We start from the raw sequence: 24,373 nt of genomic DNA, 5'->3' as shown, positions 1-24,373 counted from the left end.
AGTTGTGGTAAACCAATTTATAGACCCCGAATTTCGGGCATGGGAGGCATATTCGCCTCTCATGCCTTTTTCCTAACAACCTTCAAGCCATACAGCGCCTAGGATCGGCGCTGTGGGACAGGCTCTAACGTAGGAAAATTCAGGTTCCCTCCCTTGTCCAGTAGACCAGTTCATTTTCCGTCCCGGCATCCTCTCGATCCACCTGCTTCCAACGGAGCCGGACCCGCCAATCATCCCTGATCCGGTAACCTCGCTTTGTCCAGAATGCGTCATGGGGTCGATACCCGCCCGGCTTCAAAGGATGGTCATGTTCCCGAATGACGGAACAAAAGCCGAACCTGACAAAGCCCAACTCAACGGCATGAGCCTCGCGTTCATCAAAAAACCGATGCCCGATTCCTTGCCCTCGAAAAGCTCGATGCAGTACTGATTCGCCAAAATAAAACCACTCATCCAAAGATTCCCCGGCTTCAACCAAGGGCGTTTGAAAGCACCGCTCCGCCTCGGACATGGGAACACCCGTGGAGGCCCCGATCACTTCACCCTTCCACCGTGCCAGGACTACGACCGCCCTTCTGGACGATGCATAGCTTCTCAGATACGCCTCTTCTTCCTCCATATTTCCATCATAGAGATAGGGATACTCGCGAAACACCTCGATCCTGAGTCGGGCCAGAGCCTCCAGTGTTTCCAGAAGATCTTCTCCAACGACCCGCTCAAGTTCAAATGACATCCCGCCCCCCTTCATCGCCCGGCAATCGCTGGAACCAGTTCGAGCACCTTTTCACCCCCGCCACGTTTGACCCGGACCCTCGTTGGCTTGCCGGGACGCAGGAGAAAAAACGCATTCACCGCATCGCCATAGTCCGCCACTTTCAGGCCCCCGACCTCAAGCAGCACATCGCCGGGTAGAAGCCCAGCCTGCTTGGCTGGCGATCCTTCAACCGTTCGCGTGACCTGCGGCAGGTCCTTCCCGGGATTCAGGATCAAACCCAGCCAGGCTCGGTGCGCCTCCTTGCCCTGACGAGCCGCATCCAATGCCCGATGGACCACCTCCACAGGAAGCGCGAAACCTCCATCATTTCCGATCGAATCATGGGCCACGGCCGCCACCGCGCCCGAAGCATCCAGAAGCGGCGTTCCCGGCTTCGGAGGACTTCCATCAAATTGGAGTTTCAACAAAGTAAACGGGAGGAATTTTCCAGAAACTCTCTCAACCCGAGCCACAATCCGCCCTCCAACTCCGCCGTCCGGGGTCCTCAGCAGTCCTCCAGCAGGCGCCTGTGCCGCCAGACGAAAAGCGCCACTTTGGCGCTTCGGCATCTCGAATACCACCAAACGTGACGTCGAATCGACCAGGCTTCCGCGTGGAGCCGCTGCCATCCCACTCAACTTTGCCGCCCGGAGATCCCGACCTGCCAGTCCAACGGTGACGACATGCTGCCCTTCGTTGACCAAAAATGCCACCGAGTCATTACGAGCCCCGCCGAAACTCACATCGAACAGCCCATCGGCCGACGCCGTCGGCGAGATGCAGGCAACCGCCAAAATCAGCCAAAGTGCCGCGAGGCACTGTCCGGAGAAACAAAGCATGATGCCCTCCGCAACTCAGAACTCCTGCTCGCCCGTGCTTCCCTCGGAATTCGGACGCAAATCAAGTTCTTCAAGCTGCTGGACCGGTATCACCACCGCGTTGCTTGCCGGTTGGGTGGACAAGCCCTCGACCTCGATCGGCCGTTCGCCCGTCATCACAGCGATCATCACCGCCGCGTATCCCACCACGCCACCATAGACCCACTTGGACATCCCAGGCTCTGAGATCCAGCCGGTCAGGCGACTCCAAACCGCAGCAAATCCGCGTTCCTTCACGGCTTCCTCACGCTGACGCATGTGGAACTCTCTCAGGAAATCATCCATGTATCCCTCTGGAGGACGCTCATGGCGCTTCAGAGAAAGGAGGGATCCGATTTGTTCGACGCTTGGTTTCACAGCAGGTGGATAGTTAAAGGATCTAAAATATTTACCTTTTGGCAAGTATCTTTTTAAAAAACTACTCCCAGAAGTCCTGCAGATGAGTCTGTAGCTGCTGGTGAGCATAGTGGAGACGAGACCGAACCGTACCCTCCGACACCTTGAGAATCTTGGCGATTTCCGTGTGTGGGAGACCTTGAATATCGAACAGAGTCACCACCGTTCTGTGGGGTTCAGACAGGAGTTGCATGGCTTCGTTCAATCTTTTCTGGAGTTCGTGCAGGTTACTTTGCCTCTCCGGGTTGGCCTGGTAGTCCGAATCCACGAGCGCCGGATCGTTCTGCACCGAGGAATCCAGGTCGTTCAGACTCAGACCACTGCGGCGTTTCCTCTTTTTGAGAAAATTCAAGGTCATGTTCACCGCGATCTGATAAATCCACGTGTAGAAGGCGGATTGCCCACGGAATTTCGGTAGCGATTGATACGCCCTCGCGAACACGTCCTGAAGCAGGTCGTGCGTATCCTCCTTGTTGGAGGTCATGTTGTAAATCAGTCCGTACAGCTTGTCGCCATACTTGAGAATCAGAGCGTCGAACGCACGCGTATCTCCCTCACGGGCACGCGTTACGAGGTCGCCGTCCGGTTCCGGCTGGTGGGGATCATCCGGCATGGATCGGGGGTGGTGGGGTGAACGCCGAAAGACTAGTCCCCCATTCCCCACTGTAAAGAAAAGCCAGCTACCAGCTTTTCGGTCCGGCCGCTCGAGCTCGCCACCGACAGAGAACAAGATCGCTCCTTTCAAGCCTCCCGGCGCCAACCCGAAACGCCAGAAAGCGCAAATCCCCAATTTCAAGTTTGGCCTTTGCCCTCCCGGGATTATAGCTCCCACATGCCATCCGTAGAGACACTCCGCTCCGCCATCCGCGACGTCGCCGATTTCCCGAAGCCGGGGATCGTCTTCAAGGACATCACGCCCATTCTCGGCAACGGCCGGCTTTTTCAGGACTCCATCAGTCTCCTCTGTGATACCGCCAATGGCGCAAAAATTGACAAAGTGGTCGGAATCGATGCCCGAGGCTTCATCTTTGCCGCCGCCGTCGCCGACCGACTGGGGGCTGGATTCGTCCCCGTCCGCAAGCAAGGCAAGCTGCCATGGAACACCCGAGGACTCTCCTACACCCTGGAATATGGCGAGTCGGTCGTCGAAATTCACGAAGACGCGGTCCACCCGGGAGAAAAAGTCCTGCTGGTCGACGATCTCCTCGCCACCGGCGGCACGGCGGCTGCCGCGATTCAATTGCTCGACGGACTCGAAGCCGAACTGGTTTCCGTCTCCTTCCTGATCGAGCTCGGCTTTCTCAAAGGCCGCGAGAAACTGGGCTCCCATCGGATCGAGTCCATCCTCAACTACGAATGAGCCTCCTTCATGGGTCGCGGCAACGTTTTTGCGATTCCCGGCATCAGTCCTTCTTGCCAGTCATTTCATTCCTCAGCACGCTGTCGCCCTCCATCCGAACCTCATGTCCTTTGCATCCTATTCTTCCACACTGATCCGCTACCCAGAGCTCGCCTTCTCACTGGATTCGTCCTTGATGGATCTCAGTGCGTCCTTTCTCGAGTCGATGGAGGCCAAGGTTGAAAAAGCCTTCGCAGACATCGCTGAGCTTGAAGCCGGAGCGATCGCCAATCCTGACGAAGGACGCATGGTCGGCCACTACTGGCTGAGAAATCCCGCACTGGCTCCAAACGATGAGATCCGTCGCCAGATCACCGAACCGCTCGCAGCACTCAAGGATTTTGCCGAGAAAGTTCATACAGGAGCCATCAGCCCGCCTGCTGGAGGCGTCTTCGAACGCATTCTGGTCATCGGTATTGGCGGTTCAGCACTTGGACCACAACTGGTCGATCAGGCGATTGGCCAGGGCGCCCGACTTCCCATCCTGTTCTTTGACAACACCGATCCGGCGGGCATGGATCACACCCTCGGGGGAATCGGTTCCAAGGGGCTGACGAAAACCCTGGTGCTGGTGATTTCAAAATCCGGTGGCACTCCTGAAACCCGGAATGGCATGATCGAAGCCAAGGCTGCCTACGATGCCGCCGGCCTCGATTTCGGAAAGCATGCGGTGGCCATCACCGGCGAGGGATCAAAACTCTTCCATTACGCTTCCGAACAAGGCTTCATCACCACCTTCCCGATGGAAGACTGGGTTGGAGGCCGCACCTCGGTCATGTCCACGGTGGGTCTGGTACCTGCCGCGCTGCAAGGCATCGATATTGATGAATTCCTGGCAGGTGCCGCTGCCATGGACGCGGAGACCCGCAAGACGGATGCTTCAAGCAATGCCGCCATGCGCCTGGCGCTTTGCTGGTATGCCGCGGGCAACGGCAAAGGTGAAAAGGACATGGTCGTCCTTCCTTACAAGGATTCCTTGGTACTATTTTCCAAGTACTTGCAGCAATTGGTGATGGAGTCCCTGGGCAAGGAACACGACCTTGATGGAAACGTCGTCAATCAGGGTATTGCCGTCTACGGCAACAAGGGATCGACCGACCAACACGCCTACGTCCAACAACTGCGCGACGGCGTTCCGAACTTCTTCGCCACCTTCATCGAGGTGCGCAAGGGGCGCAGCGGCGACACCATCGAAGTCGAACCCGGCAACACCTCGGCCGACTACCTTCAAGGATTCCTCCGCGGCACCCGCAAGGCACTCTACGAATCAGGGCGCAAATCCCTGACCATCTCCATACGCGCAGTCACCCCCTTCAGTCTTGGCATGCTCATCGGCCTCTTCGAGCGGGCCGTCTCATTCTACGCCTCCCTGATCCATGTGAACGCCTACCATCAACCCGGAGTGGAAGCCGGGAAGAAGGCGGCCGGTATTTTCCTGGAAGTGCTGAGCGGTGTCCGCAGCCGGGTTGTTGGCGAACCAAAGAACGCCGAACAGATCGCTTACGAAGTCGATGCCGACGTCGAAGACGTCTACCACTGCCTCAATCACCTCGCCTCGAACGGCGATGTCCAGATCTCCCTCGGCAAGACTCCTCAGGACGACACCTTCTCGCTGTAGCACTTCCAGAACCGGAAATTCCACTCGACTCATTTGGATGGTTGAAGGGCATTGTGGCCTACGCCGCAACTTCCCGCTGGCCGAAGGGTTCATGCCCGTGAAGCATGAGCGCGATCGCGGCCATCAGCGGGATCTTCGAGATGCCAGAGACCATTCCAAACGTCGACCCTCACAACGCCATTGATGTGGCGTTGATGCGACGCGTGGCAGAGGAAGACGAGGTGGCATTCCGCGAATTGGTCGAGCGCCATCAGAACGCCGTCATCGGAACCGTCGCCAAGATGCTTGGAGACCCGACCGAGGCGGAAGACATCGCCCAACGCGTGTTCCTGCGGATTTGGAAGCATGCCAAACGCTGGCGTCCCGATGCCAAATTCACGACCTACCTTTTCACCATCACCCGCAATCTCGTTTACAACGAGAGTCGACGCCGGTCGCGACGCAAAGAAGTTTCATCGGACGAGCGCAACGAGGACCGCGGACTTGAACCAGTCGCCGATGCCCGTTCGGAACCGGATGCCGAAACCCTGAAGTCGGAGATGCACGACGAGATCGATCAGGCCATCCAGAGCCTCCCGGAGGCTCAACGAACGGCGGTGGTCCTCTATTCCTACGAATCGATGCCGTATGAGGAAATCGCCAAGGTATTGGACACTTCGGTCTCTTCGGTCAAAAGCCTGCTCTTCCGGGCTCGAGGAACCTTGAGGGAAAAACTCTCCCATCACATGGGTTACTGAGTCAGGTGGCAGCCCCCCCAGGGCTCGAACCTAGAATAACGGAATCAGAATCCGCTGTGTTACCATTACACCAAGGGGCTCTTGGTCGGTGTTGGCAGTCCCCCCAGGGCTCGAACCTGGAATAGCTGAATCAAAATCAGCTGTGTTACCATTACACCAAGGGACTTTTCGCCGACGGCGGGCGGAAATTAGGATCCCACTCCGGGATTTGCAATAGGAAATCAAGAGGAGTATGCAATGCCCCATTTTCAGAGGCATTTTCCTGCCTCAGGTCAGGCAGCGATCGATCCTGAGATCATGCAGGCGCGCCAACGACTTCCCCGGGCATCGGGCCGTCATCATCCTCCTGCTTTTCACTGCTTGGCGCCGGCTTGGATGCTGGCGGCACATCATCGGGCAGACTCGGGGGCGTCGGTGAATTGGGTGGATTCCGCATCTCGCCGAACTCGATCAAATCGTTGATGTGGCTCGCGTCGAGCGTTTCAAACTCCAACAAGGCCTGGGCAATCAGCTCCAGCTGTTCGCGTCGCTCGAGAAGCAACTTCTTGGCTTCGGCATAGGCATGATCGATCACTCGCTTGATCTCCGCATCGATCTTCTGCGCGGTCGATTCGGAGTAGTTCCGCTGGCGGGAAATATCGCGAGCAAGAAAGACCTCACCCTGCGGATCGCCATACTCGACCATCCCAAGTTCCTCACTCATGCCCCACTCACAAACCATCTTGCGAGCCAGGTTGGTGGCTTGGTTGATGTCGCCCGAAGCGCCGCTGGTCACGTCACCGAAGACAATCTCCTCAGCCACCCGACCACCCATGGTCACGATCAGTTGTTCCTGACCCTGTTTTTTGTGGAAGTGATACTTGTCTTCCGTCGGCAAGTGGAACGCGGCACCAAGATACGGTCCCCGTGGAATGATCGTCACCTTGTGAAGCGGATCGACGTGTTCCAGCAGGGTTAGCAGCAAAGCATGACCTGCTTCATGGTAAGCCGTCGTTGTTTTTTCCTTCTCGCTCAGCGCCATGCTGCGGCGTTCACGGCCCCAACGCACTTTGTCACGGGCCTCTTCGAGTTCGGCAAGCGTCACCGCCTTGAGCCCTCCACGAGCCGCAAGCAATGCCGCTTCATTAATCAAGTTCGCCAGCTCGGCGCCGGAAAATCCGGGGGTGCCGCGGGCGATGACACTGAGGTCGGTGCCGGGCGCCAGCTTGATCTTCTTCACGTGCACCCCGAGGATTTCTTCCCGTCCCTTCACATCCGGCAGTGAAACCGTGACCTGACGGTCAAAACGGCCCGGGCGAAGCAGTGCGGGGTCCAACACATCCGGCCGGTTGGTGGCCGCGATGATGATGATGCCTTCCTGGGTATCGAAGCCGTCCATCTCAACCAGCAACTGGTTGAGCGTCTGCTCACGTTCATCGTGACCACCACCCATGCCATGACCGCGATGGCGGCCGACGGCGTCGATCTCATCGATGAAAATCAGACACGGGGCGTGCTTCTTGCCCTGCTCGAACATGTCACGGACACGTGAAGCACCCACGCCAACGAACATTTCAACGAAGTCAGAACCTGAGATGGAAAAGAATGGAACGTCCGCCTCACCCGCGATCGCACGAGCGAGCAGGGTCTTACCGGTGCCTGGAGCTCCGACCATCAATACGCCCTTCGGAATCGATCCACCGAGCTTTTGAAATTTCCGGGGATCACGGAGGAAATCCACAATTTCCCAGAGTTCTTCCTTGGCTTCCTGAATGCCGGCCACGTCCTTGAAGGTCACTTTGTTGTGATCCCGGGTCAGCATCTTTGCCTTGCTCTTACCGAATGACATGGCGCCACGGCCCGCTGCCTTCATCTGCTGGCGGAACAAAAAGAACAGCAACAGGACAATCAGCAGCACCGGAAGGAAGGTGATGATCGCCTTACCGAGCATGTCGGTGTTGCGGTAAAACTTGGCATCCTCGTTCAGCAAATTGCGAAGTTCCGAGTCCAAAAGATACATCGAGGTATCGACCGTAAACTCGGTCGGCCCGGGAGTCTTGCCATCCGCATCAGCGACGGCAGCAACCGTCGTCGGCACGACCACCGTGCCCACAAGGACCGAGTCATACGGCGTCGTGTAAAGCGTCAGCGGCTGCCTCGGGTTCGAAGGTTCAAAGTATCCAAACGCCATGAATTTGCGAAACTCCTTCATGGTGATGATTTTCGCGTCCTTGAGAACATCTTCCGGAAGCGATTCGGAGTGAACCCTGTTGGGAATGATTTCCTTGAGCAAATCATTGACCTCTTCCTCCTGAGGCGTGCGTCGACCGAAGCTCAAGGCCACCACTTCGGAGCTGCCGGATCCCTCCTCGACCGTCGGCATGGGCTCATACCAGCCCGTGATTTTCGCATCGGCCGCGCCTTCTGCCGTGACCACCTGAAGCGGACGCTTGGCGTCATCGACAACGATCAGCTCCTGGTCCCACTTCTTGCGGAACTCGCTGTAGCTTAGTGATTTTGGCTTCGTTGACCCATTATTGAAGAAAGCAACTCCAAGGATCACAAAGGCGGCTCCCAGCAAGATTGCCAGGCGCCAATTGAATCCGGGGGTTTCGGTCGGCCCGCGTTGGCCATTGGGACCCTCGGGTGGACGTTGTTGAGGCGATTCTGGCATGGTATTGAATGAGAGGCGGATTTTTCCCGCCGCGTCGGGAGTCTAGCACGCTTCATCGTCTCGTGCAAAGGCGCGGGAGACTAGCGACGCCGCGCGGAAAGGAAACCCCCTTTTTTCTCCCAAGCCTTGCCCCCACCCCCGCCATCAGGAAGCATTCGCCGGATGCCCGCCGAGCCCACCGAGCCCCCATCTCCCACGCCACTTGCCGGCAGGGGCTTCCGCAGCTTGTGGGCAAGGCGCCGGGCTCCGGATGCGACTGGCGGACGAGTTCTCGGCATGATGGTCGAAGCCTTCGCCGGCTTCGCCACCTTGGACGGTCGGCTTGACCCCGGCGAGGCGGATTTGATTCTGGACCTCCTCCGCAGCGCCTTTCCGGAAGCCGACCACAGCTGGCTGGCACGGCGGGTTCAGCGTGCGGTCAGGGACCCCAAGCCGCTGGCCAGCACGGCGGCGGATCTGCGGGAGACCCTCGACGACCCCCAGATCATGGCGGTCGGCCTTCAACTCTACACCTTGGTCGATGCCGTTGGCCGCACGGAGCGCAGTCGCTCGGCATTCGAGGTTTTCATGCGCCGCCTCGGGCGTCCGGATCACGCACGCCAGATCCTTACCGAAATGGGCACCAATCCTCTCGACCGTCCTGTTGGTTTCGAGCGGGTGATCTTCGACACCACGGCAGAGTCAGACATCCGCCTGCCGGCAAGCGCGGAAAACCACGCCTTCCGCGTCTATCGAGCAGCGGATCTGGTGCTGGTTAGAAATACGGGACAAGCCCCGCTCTGGGTCCGCGGACGTTCGCTCGAGTCCGGAAACTTCCTGCGCATGCGCGCGCGCCAGCAGCTGGTGGTTCCCGATTGGACCCTCACCTGCGAAGACCTCATTTTCTTTCTCAATGTCGCCCTCACCGGCAATCACTCGACCATTTTCCTCGCGAGCAGTGAGGAAGGATGGACGAGCGAAAGAACGCGCAGCCGGCAGAGCACCGTGCGCATCCGTTTCGGTCTGCATGCAGAGGTCGAAGCACTAAGACCAACGGCCACGATCATCAGTGGCCATGGCCCTCTGATTCCCGGACTGCCGGTCATCTGCGACCACCATGACAGGCTCAGCGGCGAGCATGGATTCTCTTCATCCCTTGATGTCCTGCGCAAGCGCGCCGCGGAAGCCGGCGGCCGATTTCGACTGACTGCCGACCAGCGTGATTTTCGGGTCTCTAACGATCCCTCGGTCCTGGAACGGGGCGACCTGTTGCTCAGTCCAGGACTCGCCCCACGCGTCGTCCTCCGAGTCAGGATTGATCCAGAAAAAAGAACGGGCGATTTGTTCATTCGCGAAGCTGCCGGGCCCGTCATCGCCGATGGCACCCCAGTTCGCAGTTCAGCGGAACTTCACGAGGGTTCCGTCGTCCGCCTGTCGCGCACTCAGGCCCTCCGATGCCGATTTAGCGAAGGCATCATCGAGGAGGAACGAAACCTCATTGAGACGCTCCGGGTCGATGACCTCATCCACGACTTCGGCCCGGAATCCCGTGCGCTCGACAATGTTTCTTTCGAAGTCCGGCGCGGCGAAATGATGTGCATCATCGGTCCCAGTGGCAGCGGCAAAAGCACGCTGCTTGCAACGCTTGCCGGCCAGTTGAAGCCTACCCGTGGACAAGTCCGGCTCAACGACACCTCCCTCTACGAATACCGGGAAGAGCTGATCCGCTTCATCTCCAACATGCCGCAGGAGGAAGCGCTCAACCCCCAGCTCACCGTCCGGCAGCATCTGCGACATGCCACGGCTATCAGGCGAGCCTCACTACCGGCGTCGGAAGTCGACCGCCGGGCCGACGCCATCCTTGCCGAACTCGGTCTTCAAGCCATCGCCCGCCGACGGGTTGGCGCACCCGGCGAAAAAACCCTGAGCGGTGGCGAACGCAGTCGTCTGAATCTCGGCCTCGATCTCGGCAGCGCCGCGGAAGTCTTCCTCTTCGACGAGCCCATCTCGGGGCTTTCCTCAAAGGACTCCGAGCACGTCGCGGAAACCCTGCGCTCACTGGCGCGCGACAAGATCGTCATTGCCTCCCTCCACCGCCCCGGAGCCAATGTCCTGCGACTCTTCGACAAGGTCCTGCTTCTCGACAACGGCGGACGGCTGGCCTTCTTCGGCTCGCCCTCGGGCATGATCGAATACTTCCAGGAAGCCAGCGAAAGCCTTGCGATTTCCCATCCGGGTGTCGCCGCCAGCGGCCGACTCGGTGCTGATTTCGTCTTTGATATTCTCGAGACACCGCTCGCTCAGATCGGTGGTGGCCAGAGCCCGGCGGCGACACGACGTTTCTCCGCCAACTTCTGGCAGGAGCGATTTGAAAGCCGGGCGCTGATCCGATCACTTGGAAGCAACCCACCGCCTTCGCGCATCGACGCCCTGCCGGAACTCGTCGCTTCAGGACCCACCAGTCGCGCCCGTCGCCAAACCATCAAACAGGGTTTCAGCGTTTTCAAGACGCAGCTGATGCGCTCCTTGCTTTCCAAGTTCCGAAACCGCGGAACCATCTACTCATCCCTGATTGAGGCACCACTACTGGCAGCGCTGATCGCGCTCACCCTCCGCTCATCCCCCGAGGGGGCCTACCGTTTCTCAACCGCCCTCCATATCCCCGCCTACCTGTTTCTCTCGGCCACCGTCGCCATGTTCCTCGGCCTGACAAATTCGGCCACCGAGATTCTTCGCGACCGCCCGATGCTGCGTCGGGAACGCAATTACCGGCGCAGTCCCACTCTCTACGTCGCCGCGAAATTCGTCTCGCTCGCACTCGTTGCCGCAATCCAATGCCTGATCTACACCACGGTCGGGCACCAGATGCTGGAGATCAAGGGGACCCTCTTCGATCAATGGATGTGGATGACGCTGACCGCTTGCACCGGCACCTCGCTCGCCCTTCTCGTCTCTGCTCTCGTGCGCAGTGAACGCGCGGCTCTAACAGCCGTGCCGCTGTTGCTCGTCCCGCAGATGCTGCTCGCCGGGGCACTCGTTCCCTTCCGGGAAATGAATCGCGGCCTCTTCGAAAATGCCGGCATCGAGCGGGAGCGGGGCGGCACACCCGTCCCCGCCAAAATCATGCCCCTCCGCTTTGCCTATGAAGCGATGGTCATCACTCAGGCCACCCGCAATCCCTTCGACCTTGAAAGGATCCGGATCCAGCGGCGGGTGGAAACGATCAAACAACTCCCGCCCCCCCTGGATCCCGCCGTCGAGATGCGCTTCGATCTCCTGAAGACCGCATTGCGGACCCTGGTCGCAGCGGGAGCCACCAATGCGAAAGAAGCCGACGAATTTGCCACCGAACTCACCGGACTTGCACGGGGCGGAACCCGACTCGAAATCGAATCCCTCGAGATCTGGCCGGATTCTCCGGACACCGTCCCGCTCTCGGAGTTCTTCGTCAACAACCGCATCGACCTCCTCGTCCGCGAAGCCGAAACCTTCCGCACGGACTACCGAAACGAAGAACTCGGAAGACGGTCAAGCATCTTCCTCGCTGAAAAGAAGCCCTGGAAGGACGACTACGTCTCCACTCTGAACGTCGATGCTGCGGCACTCGCCCTGACCAACTTCATTGCCTGCGCCCTGACCAGCCTTGCACTGATTATCCAGAACAGACGAACCAGATAATGCTACTGGATCGAACGTAGTTCGAGATCATTCGATCTTCTTCTCGATCACGGCGTAGGCATTGTGATTGTGAATCGATTCGAAATTCTCCGCTTCCACCCGGTACCAGACAATCTCTTCGTGGGCCTCCGAGCGCGAGGCCACGTTGCGCACCAGATCCTCAACGAAGACGGGGTTGTCATATGCTCGCTCGGTAACCGCCTTTTCATCCGGCCGCTTCAGAAGACTGTAGAGTTCGCAACTCGCCGAACGCTCCACCAGATCGATAAGATCCTCAATCCAAACCGGCTCACGAAAACGCACCGAATAGGTCACCACGCCACGTTGATTGTGAGCCCCCCGATCGCTGATCTCTTTTGAGCAGGGACAAAGGGTCGCCACAGGCACCATCACGGTCACCACGAAGTCGATGGGACCATCGCGCATCGCCTCGACCTCGAAGCGGACCTCATAGTCCATCATCCCCGGCTTGCCCGTCACCGGCGCGGGTTTCGAACGGAAGAACGGAAACTGAAACTCCACATGCGCCTTGCCCGCATCAAGGCGGGCAAGCAGTTCTTTGGGCAAAGCCGCCATGGACCGAACATCAAGACAGCCACCATGCGAATTGATCGCCTCCACAAAACGGCTCATGTGCGTCCCCTTGTAATGCTCCGGCAGGTCCACGGCCAGAGCAACGGTGGAGACGGTCCTCTGGACCGAGCCGTCCTTGTCCCTGACCTCAACCGGAAAGCGGAGTCCTTTCACTCCGACCCGGTCGATGGGCAGTTGGCGATCGTCGCGCTCGTTTTGAGTGTCCTTGAGCTCCTTCATTGAAAAAAGAAAAAGCCTGCCGCGTTCAGCGGGCAGGCTTCCTCGTCGGAATTCGTGGAAACCGCCGATCAGCGCATCAGATTCACAGCGCGTGCGCGCTTGATCTCGCGGGAAATACGACGGTGCAGTTTCGCAGAGACCCCGGTTACGCGACGTGGCAAAATCTTGCCGGTCTCGGACGTGAACTTGGAAAGAAGCTCTGGGTTCTTGTATTCCACCTTTTCGACGGGAATATCATGCCGACGGGTCGGCATCTTGCGGTTCGCCTTACGGAAATTGATTCGGCGTTGAACGGGCTTTGGTTCAGACATGACTTGTTAGCGGAGTTCGCGGTGGATGGTCCGGCGCTTGAGAGCAGGATTAAACTTCACCTTCTCCAATCGGCCTGGAGTGCGAAGGCTCTTCTTGTTGCGCGTGGTCACATAGCGTGAAGGCGATTTGCCTTCCGCACGTGCTTCGGTGCATTCGAGTGTGATGATGTCGCGTGGCATGGAAAAATCGGTAAAGACTCGGGGGGCGCGGAGACTAGGAAACTAATCCTCTGCGTCAAGAGAAACTGAACTGGAATCGTCCTCATCGGGATAATGACCGTTGCTGAAGCCGATTTCCGACGCCGGACGGAAGCGCTGGTTGCCGTAATCCCGCTCCCATTTGGCCTGACAATCAACCGTTAAACGGGCAAAAGGCAGGGCTTCGAGGCGGGGTTGGGGAATTTTCGCCCCGGAAATTTCACAAATGCCGTAAGCTCCCCGGTCGACCCGCTTGAGAGCCTGCTCGATCTCATAGAGAGCGTCTTGTTCCTTCGCCAGCATGCTGAGCGCGAAATCACGGTCATAAGCGTCGCTTCCCGCATCACCCTGGTGCATGCCGCTACCGGAAGCATCGCTCCCAGACGCACTATCCCTGATTTCGCCGGCCACGCCGGACATCGCATCCACCAACTCATCCCGCAAATCGAGGAGCCGTTGGCGCTGCTTGACGGCAAATGCGGTCAGCTTCACCGGAGCTTTCGGTTTGACCGGGGCTTTGGGCTTCGCTGGAGCTTCCGCCACTACAGGAGCCTCCTTTGCGGTCGCACTTTTCGTGGGAGACGCCTTTTTCACGGACTTCTTGGCCACTTTCTTGACTGGAGCAGCCTTTTTTGCCGCCTTTTTCACCACGGTCTTAGGCGCCTTCTTGGCCACCTTCTTGGCCACCTTCTTGGCCACCTTCTTGGTCACTTTTTTGGTCACCTTTTCGGCTGGAGCCTTTGCTTTCTTCTTTACCACCTTTTTCGCCGCCTTTTTCGGGGCACTCTTGGAAGCAGTCTTTTTCGTGGTCTTTTTTTTCGCAGCCATTGGGATAAGGTAGTCGGAAACGTCGCGCCTAAAGCAGATCTTTCATCGCCTGACGGAGATAGGGCGCGGTCGAATATCGACTCTTATCCCCCCCTGCAAGTTGAAAGTTCAGTTCCTTCGCTGAATCCATCCTTTCGCTCGACACGCTTGAAATGGCCACCGGGCCACCTAAGCTGCGCCCCCCGCCATGGAATTGAGCTCGATCGTTGAAGCACTCGTTACGTCCTCAGACGAACCCCTTTCGTCTGAAGAAATCGCCCGTCTGGTACGCGCCCGCGTCGCCGAAGCCGAGGATATCCTCGCCCGCAAGACCGAGGAGGGCGAAACTGTGGAGCCACTCCCGGAGTGGATGGGCGCTTTGGCCGCCGTCGCCGAGGAACAAATCATCGCCTCCATCGCCGAGCTCAACCGGGCCTACGATGAAACCAAACGTGCCTTCAGCCTCCGCGAAGGCGCCAAGGGTTGGCGGATTTTCACTCGTGTGGACTACGGTGACTTCGTCAAACAGCTCTTTCCCGGCCGGAAACCCGAGCGACTCAGCGCCCCCGCGATGGAAACCTTGGCCATCGTCGCCTACCGCCAACCGATCACCAAAGCCGCCATCGAAGCCGTCCGCGGCGTTTCCTGCGACGGCATGCTCCAGAAACTTCTCGATCGCGAGCTCGTCCGCATCGGCGGCCGGGCCGACCTTCCTGGTCGCCCTCTGCTCTACGAAACCACCGGGCTGTTCTATGAACACTTCGGGATTCGTTCGATCGATGATCTCCCGAACGCTGGAGAGCTTCGCAAGGTCAAACTCCCGGAGCCCAAGGACGAAACCAACGAGGCCTCCTCCGAGGAACAACTCGCGCTCAGCGCCGCCGATAAGAAAGCGCAGCAAGGCACTGAAGATGCTGACGAAGCCCCGAATGCCAGCGAAGAAGCTGCCGACGAAGCTCCCCAAGACGAAACCCAGAAAGCCGAAGCGTGAATCTCGACGACATCCGCAAGGAAATCGACCGGATTGACGGTCAATTGCTCGACCTGCTCTCCGAACGTGCCGACCTCGTCCACGAAGTGGGGGTCGTCAAGAAGCGTGACAACCTTCAAATCTACGCCCCGGAGCGCGAAGAAGCCCTGCTGCGCAAGCTGATTGAAATCAACAAGGGACGCCTGCCTGAAAAATCGATCCGCGCAATCTACCGCGAAATCATGTCGGCTGCCCTGGCCCTGGAAGATGATCTGAAAATCGCCTACCTCGGACCTGAAGGCACCTGGACCCATCAAGCCGCGATCAAGAAGTTCGGACACTCGGTGGCCTACAGTGCCCAGCCGAATTTTGCCGAGGTCTTCGACCAAGTGACACGACGCAAGGCCGACTACGGCGTGGTCCCGATCGAAAACTCCACCGAGGGCGCGGTCTCCCACACCCTCGACCTCTTCGTCGATTCCAACCTCCAGATCTGCGCCCAGATTCTTCTCCGCATTGAGAACGGACTGATGGCCTCGATTCCCAAGGAAGAAATCAAGACCCTTTACTCTCACCCCCAGGTCTTCGGTCAGTGCCGCTCGTGGATCCTTCAGAATTTCCCAAAAGCTGATCTGGTTGAAGTCTCCTCCACCACCCGCGCCGCCCAGATCGCACGCGACAAGGCGGACGAAGGAGCCGCGGCTCTCGGGGGCGCGCTGGCCGCCCAAATGAACGGTCTCACCATGCTTGAGGAAGCCATTCAAGACCGGGCCACCAACACCACCCGCTTCCTGGTCATCGGGGAAAAAACCTGCCCGGCCACCGGCAACGACCGCACCTCGATGCTCTTCGCTATTCATGACCGGCCGGGCTCGCTGGTTCGCGCCCTTCAGGCCTTCGAACACTTCGACATCAACATGTCGAAAATCGAATCCCGCCCTTCAAAGCGCAAGGACTGGGAATACGTTTTCTACGTCGATCTCGCCGGCCATTGTGAGAACAAAGAAGTCACGGAAGCCCTCGGCGAACTCGAGAAGCACTGCTCAATGGTCAAGCTCCTCGGCTCCTACCCGGACGTCTCTGAGTAAAAAAGAGGGCCGCTCCAAGCAGACTCCTCCCGACAGCTGCGAATCCTTCGATTCTATCCCTCGCCGGGCGGAAAAATCACCGCAACGCGATCAATACCGTTCGTGGTGAGCTCCTCCCAGTAGCGCTTCTCGATCTTCTCGGTCCGCTCGCGCCGCTGCTCTTCCGTGAGGTTCTCCCAGGCCGACTTACCGATCACCCTCGCCAGATCACGATCCGCCAGACGAATCACCAGCTCTTCCCAGAAACACTCATTACGAAACTCATCGTAGCACTCCTGAAAGAAGGAACTTTCCTGATACTCAAGACTCACCTGATGGACCTGTTTCTCCTCATCGAACTCAATCAGGCTTCCCTGCCCCGCGTGCTTCACCTTTTCGAGAATCTTCTGCTCCATTCCCTCGAATGCCGCCAAACCCTCCTCCGCGCCGGGCTTGCGGTTCCACATCGCCACACTCGTCGCGAGACTCACCATCTCCACCAGTGTCGCGAGTTCCTTGTCGGTAAAGCGCAGATGCATTCGAAGTTCAAAACAACCACCCTTGGACCTCACCCGCAAGCCCGACCCGACAAGCTTCTTCGACCAATCAGCTCAAACTTGTCAACTCCATGGGAAAAGCCAGGGCAACCAAGCTAAGGGAAAACCAACTCCTACTGAGTGTATTTTGGGACCAGAATGGAGAAAAGATGGATCGGATTCTGGAGTCATCGTCCGCGATCAACTGACAGCACTTGGCCCACTCACGATGAAAAACCTGAGGATTTCTGGATCTCAGTGCCTTCATCCCATTTATCCTATCCATCCTGGTCCGATTCTTCCCTGGCTCGATCGCCCTCTGAGAAAACCTCCATTTTCGCACTTGCACCCGACCTCGTGATCCGGCTCATTTCCCCCCAGCAGCCTGACTCAATGCACGAGTAGCTCAGCGGTAGAGCATCCCGTTTACACCGGGGCGGTCGGCGGTTCGATCCCGTCCTCGTGTACCAGGCAGCAATCATCCGCTTGGTAAACCCGGACCCCTTCGGCGATCGGCCCACCTCCCCAGCGAACGACGGCGATCATGTTCGGCGCTTGGGACAAAGGGCTCCCTTCCACCCGAACTCAGATGGCAAGACGCCGACGCCGACCCGCAAGCATCACTCCTCCCAACATTACCAGCAGGGCACTGCTAGGCTCTGGAACGAGAATGAGCGAATTGGTATCGGGATTGAGAGAAATCACCGACTGATTGAGATTTACATTCGTCGGGTCCAACCAGAACGCCACCCGGTTGCCCGGATCGTAACCAGCTCCACCCCAGTCGTCCGCAATCGCGGCAGCGAACCAGGAATTGGTCTCCGCAATCATCTCATCGGATCGAAGATCGATGACGCCCAAACCCGTGTCGTTGCGTAAAAAATAGTTACCCTGACCTGGGGCCAAGCTCGGGGTGCCGTCGGTAAGCACTTCCCAAATCGCCGACTGCAATGAGGCCGCTTGTAGATCACCAGCTGCATGCGCTTGATCATAGAAAGTCTCAATGAGGTAGGCCGCACGCAACAAACCACCCGCCCGGTAACCGCTCACTCCTTCCGTCAGATAACGACGTTCCGCCGATGACAAACTATGCGCCTCGTAAGTGAACTTCACCGAAGGACTGGACGAACTCTTGAACTCCGTATTGGGATCGGTGCAAAACACCACCAGCCCGAGCTTGCCTGCATAGGCCCCACCCGTATCGCCACGAAAGGTCCCGCGCGGCGTCCCGATGCCGCCCGGAACATCTTCGTCGTTCGCAAATATCAAAGCCAGCTCCCCGCTGTAACCATTAAACTCCTGACCCAGAAACGTGTCGGAAATGGACCAGCCGTCGATCGAATCATCCGTCGCCGAATTCACTCCGGAGACGCTGTTGAACTCGAAACGTTGGCCGTAGGCAACACCGCTCAATAGTAGTGCCAGAGGCAGTAAAAAGATGAACTTCATAATCGTAAGCAAGGGGGAATTCTCAAGACGCGATCGAGCGACACATCGTCCCCAAAACTCAAACAATCAAGTTGAAATTTAAGTAATGCTAACTTTTTAAAAGTTTCTGGATAAACCAAGATCTTTGGAGCTTTTTGCTTCAAAGATTACTTAAGCTTTGCCGAACATTAACCACCTCTGCGAGCTTCTTTCCGAGTTCAAAAATTACGTAGTTTTATCACCCCATCCCACCAACGACGGACTTAACGAGATGCCATGTCTGATGCTGGAACCTGTCGGCTCTCATGTTAGGAATGGCCTTCATGACCGCACCTGATTGTCCCGACTGCCCGGCAACCGATCCCGTCGACGAAGCTGCCATTCGTGAGCAGTTGCAGTTTGAACTCGAGTCGCCCGATCGCTCACTGCTCTCCGGCCCAAAGTCCAGGCTCCGGGAACTCGGCACCCTGTTTCGTGTCTCCTGGGACTTCATCAAAGCCTTTCGCACCCTCCACTTCGCGGGACCCGCCGTCACCATCTTCGGTTCGGCACGCACCAAGCCCGGCACCACCTACTACGAACTCGCACGCACCATGGGATCGGAAGTCGCCAAACTTGGCTTCACCGTCATCACAGGCGGAGGCCCCGGCATCATGGAAGCGGGAAACCGCGGTGCCCACGAAGCCGGCGGGCGCTCCATCGGTGTCAACATCGAACTTCCCTTCGAACAGCACATCAATCCCTATGTCGATCGCTCGGTCGACATGCACTACTTCTTCACCCGCAAAACCATTCTCGTAAAGTACTCCTACGCTTTCGTCGTGCTGCCAGGCGGTGCCGGAACGATGGATGAGATGTTCGAAACCATGACCTTGATTCAGTGCGGCAAACTACGAAACTTTCCGATCATTCTGATGGGCAAGGACTATTGGCAGCCGCTGATGGACTTTGTTTACAAGATGGCCGAAGCCGGAACCATCAGTCCGGACGATCCGGAACTCATCTTCTTCACCGATGATCCCAAAGAAGCCATCGCTCATCTCCAACGGCATGCGGTGCGCCAGTTCGGACTCAAGAAACGCTACCTCCCCGAAGCCAAGAGCATCCTCGGCGAGTCGGAGATGACCAAGTCCACCTCCTGAAGTTGCGCTGCGACCGCGCTAAGATTCAAGCAAGGCTGGTGATAACTCCGCGAGGCGCTCCGCCAGCATCACTCCCGCCGTAGAGGCCGGGATGCTATCCAATGACGAGAGATCCCAGCGAAAGATCACCTTGTAACCATCCCACTCCGCCTCCGCCCCGGTATCACGCATCCAGCGAATCGCCGAGGTGTTCTCAGGCATGGTATAGCCGACGAAGTGACGGATGCCCTGCCGAAAGGCCACCAACCAGAGGATCGCGAGCAGCAGCGTTCCCACTCCGCGACGCTGATCCTCATCCAGAACGGTGCAGGAAAATTCCGCCTCATCTCCCTCCTCACCGGATCGCCAGAAGCTCGCGGCCCCCAACCCGGGAAACTCCCTCGTCGGATCGAGCACCGCCCACAGCCCGTGCTCCTCCGCCGAACCCGCCAGCATCCGATCCAGCATTTTGTCGCCAATAACCCCGCCCGTTCGAACCCAAAACCGCTGATAGCGGGAATCCGGAGACAGCCGTCGATAGCCCTCTGCCAAGCTGGCACGATCCGCCAGACCCAAGGGCCGGGCCACCACAGACGTTCCATCGTTCAGCTTGGTTTCCAGCATCACCCGGATATCAAACACCAAAATCCGACGAACTCCCGCCTGTTTTTTCACCGGATTCCCACCCACCCAAGTCAGGCCCGACGCCAAGCTAAGATGGCCACTCCGCCAGAAACCATCTTCAATCCACCGGAGGAGCCACTTTACCAGAATTGAATATTGGAAGTTCCTTGCTGGATATTGGAGATTCCCCGCTTCCGAATCGCTCACTTTTCACAAAGCCCACATCCTCCCTTCACCCAACCCTGCCAATTTTCGTCACATGCCACGCATCCTTCTCGTCGAAGACGAACCGGCCATCGCCGACACCATCATCTACGCCCTCAAAACCGAGTGCTTCGAAGTCGAACACGCCCTCACCGGCCGCGACGCGCTTGAGTTCCACGCCGATCAGCCTTTCGACTTCGTCATTCTCGACATCGGCCTGCCCGACATCACCGGCCTCGAAGTCTGCAAGCAACTCCGCGAAAGCTCCTCCGTTCCCATCCTCTTCCTCACCGCGCGCGATGGCGAAGTCGACCGCATCCTCGGACTCGAACTCGGTGGCGACGACTACGTCACCAAACCCTTCAGCCCGCGCGAGATCGTTGCCCGCGTCCGGGCCATCATGCGTCGCGCCGACCAAGGGCGCGACGAACGTTCCAACTCGTCTGCCGCACCGATCTCCAACTCCCACCTCGCCCACGACGAAAAATCGATGCGCATCGTCTGTGCCGGCTCCCCACTCGACCTCACCGCCCACGAATACAAACTCATCCTCGTCTTCCTTCGCCAGCCGAACCGCGTCTTCACTCGCGACCAACTCCTCGATCACGCCTGGCAGGATCCGGGTGCTGTCACCGACCGCACCATCGACGCCCATATCAAGACCATCCGCGCCAAACTCCGCTCGGCCTCACCCGGCACCGAAGACCTCATCCAGACCCGCCGCGGCCTGGGTTACGCCTATGTGCCCGCGTCGTAAGCAGGGACTTGAATGATCCCTGAAGCCAAGCCCATCCCATCTCATGCGTTTTACCGGCGTCACTCGCGTCACCCGCGTTACCCTCTTCGTCATTGCCCTCATCATCGGGTCCGGATTCTACCTGCTCGTCCGACAGCAACTCGCCCAGGTCGAGCCGCGCACCTTCCAAGCCACCGAGGAAAGCATGGTCGACGCCGCCCACATCCTCGCGGCTTTTGTCGAAAGCGACACCAGGAACGGTGGGTTCGAGCCCGAACGTTTCAGAAGCGCTTTCGCCGACGCCCAAGAGCGGACCTTTGAAGCCAGGATCTACAATCACCTCAAGACCACCGTCGGCATGGGAGTCTACGTCACCGACATCGAAGGCATCGTCATCTTTGACTCCGATGAAGGCAAACGGGAAGGCATGGACCTCTCCGACATGCGCGACGTCGCCCTCACCCTGCGCGGAGAATACGGCGCACGTAGTAGCAGGCAGGACGAAAAGAACGCAACGTCTTCAATCCTCTACATCGGTGCCCTCATCGGCACCTCCGAGGAGCCTCTCGGAGTCCTGACCGCCTACAAACCCCAGTCCGACGTCCTCCCCATCGTCAGAAGGCGGGAGTTCGAAATCTGGTCCGGGACCTGGCTCATCGGCGGAGGCATCCTCTTCCTCGTGATTGTTGTCTTCGTCTGGCAGTACCGCCCGATCAGCCGTCTGACCGACTACGCCAGGGCCATCGAGCAGGGCAAGCGACCGACCCTACCCAAGCTCGGTGCCGGTCGCGAGGTCAACACCCTCGCCAACGCCCTCGAATCCATGCGCGAGGCCCTCGAAGGCCGCCAGTATGCCGAGCGCTACGTCCGCAACCTCACCCACGAAATGAAAAGCCCGCTCGCCGCCATCCAGGGCGCCGCCGAGCTCCTCAATGAGGAAATGCCGATCGAGGATCGCAAGCGCTTCCTCGCCAACATCCACGCGGAGTCCGTCCGTGCCGAACGCCTCCTCAACCGCCTCCTCGAACTCTCCGCCCTTGAAGGCAAATCCCGTCTCGACGCGACCCAGACCTTCGACTTCCGCGAAACTGTCGGGCGGGCCATCGAGCAAGCCAAGCCGATGGCCGAGCTTGCCGGCGTCCAGCTCGACTTCACCCCCACCGAGCACCCGCTGCTCGTCTGCGGCGACTCCTTCATCATCCGCGCCGCCGTCACCAATCTCCTGGAGAACGCCATCGACTTTTCCCCCAACGGAGAAGCCGTCGAGATCACCCTCAGCCACAAGGACGACGAGCACATCCTCACCGTTCACGATCGCGGACCCGGCATTCCGGATTATGCAAAAGAGAAAATCTTCGAGCGCTTCTTCTCACTGCGCCACCTCAAGGCCGGCCGCAAAGGCACCGGCCTCGGTCTCACCCTCGTCAAGGAAGCCGTCGAACTTCACCACGGCACCATCGCCCTCGACTCCAGCGAGTCCACCGGCACCCTCGCCACGCTCATCTTGCCACAAGCTTCGAACTGAAGGGCGACTTTTCACCGCGCGTTCATCTTCTCTTCATCGGTCAGGCCTTCCATGGAGATGAACCGATGCGAGAACTCCTCAGCCCCGAACCCCGCACCCTCGAGCAATCGAGAGGAGTCGTCATCGGCCGCACAGCCATCATTGCCGCCCTCGGATTCGGACTCTACGGATTCACCGTCGGCTTTTGGCGATCTCCGCTGATGGGCGCCTACGTGGCGCTCAAAATGCCGCTTCTGATCGCGTGTACGCTTGGCTTCAACGGCCTGCTGAACGGCCTGCTGGGTCTGCTCCTCGGCAGCAATCTGGGCTTCAAGCAGTCACTCCATGCCTTGCTGGGTGCCTTTGCCATCTCCGCGCTGATCCTTGGGTCGATTGCACCGGTCACTTTCTTCTTTGCCCTCAATGCTCCGGCACCGGATTCGCCCTCGGCTTCAACCGCGCATGCCACCTACCTGCTGTTCCACACCGCCCTGATCGCCATCGCCGGCGTCATCGGTGTGCTTCGCCTTTCAAACCTTCTCCACAACTACTGCGTTTCCAGTAATGTAGCCCGCGCCACCCTCGCTGCCTGGATCGCCGGCAACGCCTTCCTCGGCATGCAGTTCTCGTGGATCTTCCGACCCTTCTTCGGGTCGCCCAACCTTGAGGTCGCCTTCCTGCGGGAAGACCCCATGACTGGCAACTTTGCCGAAGCCGTCTGGCGATCCATTCTCCATGTCTGGCGGATGCTTCCCGATGGAAGCCTGCCCATCACCGCCGTCACGATCCTCATCTCCTGCTTCTTCGCCCTGATTCTCATACGCGAAAGCCGCAGAAACTCTCCAAGCATCAAACGACCATGAACGACACGCCACACTCCTCAGCTGATTCGCCTCCTCCCGACCCGGCCACACCACCGCCAGCTCCAAGGACGCTGCCGCCCCTTCCCGAAATCCCGAACATCCGCGATCTCTTCGAAGCCCTTCTCCGGCGCCCGGCCGAACTCGCAAGCCATCAGGCTTCCGGCGGAACTCGCGCCTTGCGGAACTTCGCTCTGCTGGCGCTCGTCTCGATGCTGGTGTTTGGCTTCGTCCTCGGAACCTTCTCCTACGGTGCCCAGCTCTGGGCCGCACCGCTGAAAATCGGCGCAGGTCTGCTCTTTGCCGGCATCATCTGCTTCCCGAGCCTCTACATCTTCTCTTCGCTGGCCGGCTGCCAAGCCTCGGCCACACGTCTTGCCGCGACCCTCGGAGGGATGCTCGCCCTCGCCGGGTTGCTGCTACTCGGCTTCGCGCCTGCCATCTGGATCTTCGCGCAGGGCACCAGTTCCTTCGGCTTCATGGGATCGCTTGCCGTCGGTGCCTGGCTCATCGCCCTGACCTTCGCCTTCCGTTTCATCACCACCGTCCTCAAGGAACACGGCACCACCCAGAAGAGCCCGATGACCATCTGGAGCATCATCTTCCTGCTCGTGACCCTGCAACTCACGACCTCGCTCCGTCCCATCCTTGGTCAGTCCGACAAATTCCTCACCAACGAAAAGAAATTCTTCCTCGAACACTGGAGCGAGACCTTCACCGAATCGCTCGTGACGAAAGAGACGCCACCTACCACGACCTCAAACCGCTCACCCGAGAGGGAAACTTCCTCCGCTGAAAACCCCTACCTGCGAAAATGAAGACCACGCTCGATCTCCCCCGCCCTCTCCTTCTTCGAATCGTCGCCCGGGCCGCACGCATGCGCATCCCCATTTCACGCTACATCGCGGAGACTCTTGAGCAGACCATTCCCAGAGAGTCACCGAAGCCGGACCTATCAACAGAGGAAACCAAAGACCCCCTCTTTGACGCATTTCGTGAAGAACTCGGGCTCTAGGGAATCGGCCCTGTAACCCTATTCGGTTTCCTAACGCGCTATGAAACTCGGATCAACTGCACGCGCCGAATGCCATGACATCCTGGG

The 24,373-nt window shown here is 58.6% G+C and carries 24 protein-coding genes and 3 tRNA genes; 13 read left to right on the top strand and 14 right to left on the bottom strand.

The annotated features are described in order from the left end of the window. Positions 1–139 precede the first annotated feature (139 nt). The 4 genes from WBG04_RS13685 to WBG04_RS13670 all read right to left on the bottom strand — a co-directional run bounded on the left by WBG04_RS13685 (position 140) and on the right by WBG04_RS13670 (position 2,641). A complete protein-coding gene (locus WBG04_RS13685) occupies positions 140–619 on the bottom strand; it encodes a GNAT family N-acetyltransferase (RefSeq protein ID WP_424315012.1) in 480 nt (159 codons plus the stop codon). A gap of 125 nt (positions 620–744) precedes the next feature. Next, on the bottom strand, positions 745–1,593 hold the full coding sequence (locus WBG04_RS13680; protein ID WP_424315011.1) for a S1C family serine protease: 849 nt from the start codon (positions 1,591–1,593) through the stop codon (positions 745–747). Between the two features lie 15 nt (positions 1,594–1,608). Then, positions 1,609–1,989, bottom strand: a complete 381-nt coding sequence (locus tag WBG04_RS13675; protein ID WP_424315010.1) for a hypothetical protein — start codon at positions 1,987–1,989, stop codon at positions 1,609–1,611. Between the two features lie 61 nt (positions 1,990–2,050). After that, entirely contained in the window at positions 2,051–2,641 is a 591-nt protein-coding gene (locus WBG04_RS13670; RefSeq protein WP_424315009.1) for a sigma-70 family RNA polymerase sigma factor, read from the bottom strand. Positions 2,642–2,860: 219 nt separating this feature from the next. Here WBG04_RS13670 and WBG04_RS13665 point away from each other — a divergent pair, with 219 nt between their 5' ends. The 3 genes from WBG04_RS13665 (at position 2,861) to WBG04_RS13655 (ending at position 5,782) form a co-directional block, all read left to right on the top strand. After that, on the top strand, positions 2,861–3,388 hold the full coding sequence (locus WBG04_RS13665; protein WP_424315008.1) for an adenine phosphoribosyltransferase: 528 nt from the start codon (positions 2,861–2,863) through the stop codon (positions 3,386–3,388). A gap of 103 nt (positions 3,389–3,491) precedes the next feature. Continuing rightward, positions 3,492–5,045, top strand: a complete 1,554-nt coding sequence (locus WBG04_RS13660; RefSeq protein WP_424315007.1) for a glucose-6-phosphate isomerase — start codon at positions 3,492–3,494, stop codon at positions 5,043–5,045. Positions 5,046–5,149: 104 nt separating this feature from the next. Then, positions 5,150–5,782: an RNA polymerase sigma factor gene (locus WBG04_RS13655; protein ID WP_424315006.1), complete on the top strand. Its 633-nt coding sequence runs from the start codon at positions 5,150–5,152 to the stop codon at positions 5,780–5,782. Positions 5,783–5,788: 6 nt separating this feature from the next. Here the strand turns inward: WBG04_RS13655 and WBG04_RS13650 are convergent. The 3 genes from WBG04_RS13650 to ftsH form a co-directional block, all read right to left on the bottom strand. Next, positions 5,789–5,862: transfer RNA gene (locus WBG04_RS13650), tRNA-Gln, on the bottom strand. A 12-nt stretch (positions 5,863–5,874) separates the two neighbouring features. Beyond that, a tRNA-Gln gene (locus WBG04_RS13645) sits at positions 5,875–5,948 on the bottom strand. 129 nt (positions 5,949–6,077) lie between these two features. Beyond that, a complete protein-coding gene (ftsH, locus tag WBG04_RS13640; RefSeq protein WP_424315005.1) occupies positions 6,078–8,435 on the bottom strand; it encodes an ATP-dependent zinc metalloprotease FtsH in 2,358 nt (785 codons plus the stop codon). A gap of 162 nt (positions 8,436–8,597) precedes the next feature. On the opposite strand from ftsH, the gene WBG04_RS13635 reads away from it, so the two are divergent. Continuing rightward, on the top strand, positions 8,598–12,092 hold the full coding sequence (locus WBG04_RS13635; protein WP_424315004.1) for an ATP-binding cassette domain-containing protein: 3,495 nt from the start codon (positions 8,598–8,600) through the stop codon (positions 12,090–12,092). 27 nt (positions 12,093–12,119) lie between these two features. On the opposite strand, the gene folE2 is transcribed toward WBG04_RS13635, so the two are convergent. The 4 genes from folE2 to WBG04_RS13615 all read right to left on the bottom strand — a co-directional run bounded on the left by folE2 (position 12,120) and on the right by WBG04_RS13615 (position 14,242). Continuing rightward, positions 12,120–12,905 (bottom strand): GTP cyclohydrolase FolE2, encoded by a 786-nt coding sequence (folE2, locus tag WBG04_RS13630; RefSeq protein ID WP_424315003.1) that lies wholly within the window; start codon positions 12,903–12,905, stop codon positions 12,120–12,122. Positions 12,906–12,973: 68 nt separating this feature from the next. Continuing rightward, positions 12,974–13,216 carry a 30S ribosomal protein S18 gene (gene rpsR / locus WBG04_RS13625; RefSeq protein ID WP_424315002.1) on the bottom strand — a complete coding sequence of 81 codons (243 nt, stop codon included), beginning with the start codon at positions 13,214–13,216 and terminating at the stop codon, positions 12,974–12,976. Between the two features lie 6 nt (positions 13,217–13,222). Further along, positions 13,223–13,396 carry a 50S ribosomal protein L33 gene (gene rpmG / locus WBG04_RS13620; protein WP_379711003.1) on the bottom strand — a complete coding sequence of 58 codons (174 nt, stop codon included), beginning with the start codon at positions 13,394–13,396 and terminating at the stop codon, positions 13,223–13,225. Between the two features lie 42 nt (positions 13,397–13,438). Beyond that, a complete protein-coding gene (locus WBG04_RS13615) occupies positions 13,439–14,242 on the bottom strand; it encodes a TraR/DksA family transcriptional regulator (protein WP_424315001.1) in 804 nt (267 codons plus the stop codon). A 187-nt stretch (positions 14,243–14,429) separates the two neighbouring features. Here WBG04_RS13615 and scpB point away from each other — a divergent pair, with 187 nt between their 5' ends. Together scpB and pheA are read left to right on the top strand one after the other, a co-directional pair. Further along, entirely contained in the window at positions 14,430–15,212 is a 783-nt protein-coding gene (gene scpB, locus WBG04_RS13610; protein ID WP_424315000.1) for an SMC-Scp complex subunit ScpB, read from the top strand. Beyond that, positions 15,209–16,279 (top strand): prephenate dehydratase, encoded by a 1,071-nt coding sequence (pheA, locus tag WBG04_RS13605; protein ID WP_424314999.1) that lies wholly within the window; start codon positions 15,209–15,211, stop codon positions 16,277–16,279. The genes scpB and pheA overlap by 4 nt, the downstream gene beginning before the upstream one ends. Before the next feature lie 53 nt (positions 16,280–16,332). On the opposite strand, the gene WBG04_RS13600 is transcribed toward pheA, so the two are convergent. After that, positions 16,333–16,797, bottom strand: coding sequence for a hypothetical protein (locus tag WBG04_RS13600; protein ID WP_424314998.1), 465 nt, complete (start codon positions 16,795–16,797; stop codon positions 16,333–16,335). 392 nt (positions 16,798–17,189) lie between these two features. On the opposite strand from WBG04_RS13600, the gene WBG04_RS13595 reads away from it, so the two are divergent. Then, a tRNA-Val gene (locus WBG04_RS13595) sits at positions 17,190–17,264 on the top strand. A 115-nt stretch (positions 17,265–17,379) separates the two neighbouring features. Here the strand turns inward: WBG04_RS13595 and WBG04_RS13590 are convergent. After that, positions 17,380–18,243, bottom strand: coding sequence for a PEP-CTERM sorting domain-containing protein (locus WBG04_RS13590; RefSeq protein ID WP_424314997.1), 864 nt, complete (start codon positions 18,241–18,243; stop codon positions 17,380–17,382). A 302-nt stretch (positions 18,244–18,545) separates the two neighbouring features. Between WBG04_RS13590 and WBG04_RS13585 the strand changes: the two genes are divergently transcribed. Continuing rightward, the gene (locus WBG04_RS13585; RefSeq protein ID WP_424314996.1) at positions 18,546–19,364 is read left to right on the top strand and encodes a TIGR00730 family Rossman fold protein; all 819 of its coding nucleotides are present in this window, start codon (positions 18,546–18,548) and stop codon (positions 19,362–19,364) included. 18 nt (positions 19,365–19,382) lie between these two features. Here WBG04_RS13585 and WBG04_RS13580 read toward each other — a convergent pair whose 3' ends face one another. Then, entirely contained in the window at positions 19,383–19,967 is a 585-nt protein-coding gene (locus tag WBG04_RS13580; protein ID WP_424314995.1) for a GNAT family N-acetyltransferase, read from the bottom strand. A gap of 259 nt (positions 19,968–20,226) precedes the next feature. On the opposite strand from WBG04_RS13580, the gene creB reads away from it, so the two are divergent. From creB to WBG04_RS13555, 5 genes are all read left to right on the top strand, one after another. After that, positions 20,227–20,928 (top strand): two-component system response regulator CreB, encoded by a 702-nt coding sequence (creB, locus tag WBG04_RS13575; protein ID WP_424314994.1) that lies wholly within the window; start codon positions 20,227–20,229, stop codon positions 20,926–20,928. A 43-nt stretch (positions 20,929–20,971) separates the two neighbouring features. Continuing rightward, positions 20,972–22,432 (top strand): two-component system sensor histidine kinase CreC, encoded by a 1,461-nt coding sequence (gene creC, locus WBG04_RS13570; RefSeq protein ID WP_424314993.1) that lies wholly within the window; start codon positions 20,972–20,974, stop codon positions 22,430–22,432. Between the two features lie 65 nt (positions 22,433–22,497). Beyond that, positions 22,498–23,274 (top strand): hypothetical protein, encoded by a 777-nt coding sequence (locus WBG04_RS13565; protein WP_424314992.1) that lies wholly within the window; start codon positions 22,498–22,500, stop codon positions 23,272–23,274. Next, complete coding sequence (locus WBG04_RS13560; RefSeq protein WP_424314991.1) at positions 23,271–24,089, top strand: hypothetical protein; 819 nt, start codon at positions 23,271–23,273, stop codon at positions 24,087–24,089. The genes WBG04_RS13565 and WBG04_RS13560 overlap by 4 nt, the downstream gene beginning before the upstream one ends. Beyond that, positions 24,086–24,286, top strand: a complete 201-nt coding sequence (locus WBG04_RS13555) for a hypothetical protein (RefSeq protein WP_424314990.1) — start codon at positions 24,086–24,088, stop codon at positions 24,284–24,286. Before WBG04_RS13560 ends, WBG04_RS13555 begins: the two co-directional genes overlap by 4 nt. Positions 24,287–24,373: the final 87 nt, after the last annotated feature.

This window comes from Haloferula sp., from assembly GCF_049672945.1.
Taxonomy (GTDB): Bacteria; Verrucomicrobiota; Verrucomicrobiia; order Verrucomicrobiales; family Akkermansiaceae; genus Haloferula.
This window is presented reverse-complemented; position numbering and strand designations above follow the sequence as displayed.

Coding starts and splice junctions, on each gene's coding strand:
- WBG04_RS13685 (WP_424315012.1), bottom strand. CDS start 619: ATGGAGGAAGAAGAGGCGTATCTGAGAAGCTATGCATCGTCCAGAAGG.
- WBG04_RS13680 (WP_424315011.1), bottom strand. CDS start 1,593: ATGCTTTGTTTCTCCGGACAGTGCCTCGCGGCACTTTGGCTGATTTTG.
- WBG04_RS13670 (WP_424315009.1), bottom strand. CDS start 2,641: ATGCCGGATGATCCCCACCAGCCGGAACCGGACGGCGACCTCGTAACG.
- WBG04_RS13665 (WP_424315008.1), top strand. CDS start 2,861: ATGCCATCCGTAGAGACACTCCGCTCCGCCATCCGCGACGTCGCCGAT.
- WBG04_RS13660 (WP_424315007.1), top strand. CDS start 3,492: ATGTCCTTTGCATCCTATTCTTCCACACTGATCCGCTACCCAGAGCTC.
- WBG04_RS13655 (WP_424315006.1), top strand. CDS start 5,150: ATGAGCGCGATCGCGGCCATCAGCGGGATCTTCGAGATGCCAGAGACC.
- ftsH (WP_424315005.1), bottom strand. CDS start 8,435: ATGCCAGAATCGCCTCAACAACGTCCACCCGAGGGTCCCAATGGCCAA.
- WBG04_RS13635 (WP_424315004.1), top strand. CDS start 8,598: ATGCCCGCCGAGCCCACCGAGCCCCCATCTCCCACGCCACTTGCCGGC.
- folE2 (WP_424315003.1), bottom strand. CDS start 12,905: ATGAAGGAGCTCAAGGACACTCAAAACGAGCGCGACGATCGCCAACTG.
- rpsR (WP_424315002.1), bottom strand. CDS start 13,216: ATGTCTGAACCAAAGCCCGTTCAACGCCGAATCAATTTCCGTAAGGCG.
- rpmG (WP_379711003.1), bottom strand. CDS start 13,396: ATGCCACGCGACATCATCACACTCGAATGCACCGAAGCACGTGCGGAA.
- WBG04_RS13615 (WP_424315001.1), bottom strand. CDS start 14,242: ATGGCTGCGAAAAAAAAGACCACGAAAAAGACTGCTTCCAAGAGTGCC.
- scpB (WP_424315000.1), top strand. CDS start 14,430: ATGGAATTGAGCTCGATCGTTGAAGCACTCGTTACGTCCTCAGACGAA.
- WBG04_RS13600 (WP_424314998.1), bottom strand. CDS start 16,797: ATGCATCTGCGCTTTACCGACAAGGAACTCGCGACACTGGTGGAGATG.
- WBG04_RS13590 (WP_424314997.1), bottom strand. CDS start 18,243: ATGAAGTTCATCTTTTTACTGCCTCTGGCACTACTATTGAGCGGTGTT.
- WBG04_RS13585 (WP_424314996.1), top strand. CDS start 18,546: ATGACCGCACCTGATTGTCCCGACTGCCCGGCAACCGATCCCGTCGAC.
- WBG04_RS13580 (WP_424314995.1), bottom strand. CDS start 19,967: ATGCTGGAAACCAAGCTGAACGATGGAACGTCTGTGGTGGCCCGGCCC.
- creB (WP_424314994.1), top strand. CDS start 20,227: ATGCCACGCATCCTTCTCGTCGAAGACGAACCGGCCATCGCCGACACC.
- creC (WP_424314993.1), top strand. CDS start 20,972: ATGCGTTTTACCGGCGTCACTCGCGTCACCCGCGTTACCCTCTTCGTC.
- WBG04_RS13565 (WP_424314992.1), top strand. CDS start 22,498: ATGCGAGAACTCCTCAGCCCCGAACCCCGCACCCTCGAGCAATCGAGA.
- WBG04_RS13560 (WP_424314991.1), top strand. CDS start 23,271: ATGAACGACACGCCACACTCCTCAGCTGATTCGCCTCCTCCCGACCCG.
- WBG04_RS13555 (WP_424314990.1), top strand. CDS start 24,086: ATGAAGACCACGCTCGATCTCCCCCGCCCTCTCCTTCTTCGAATCGTC.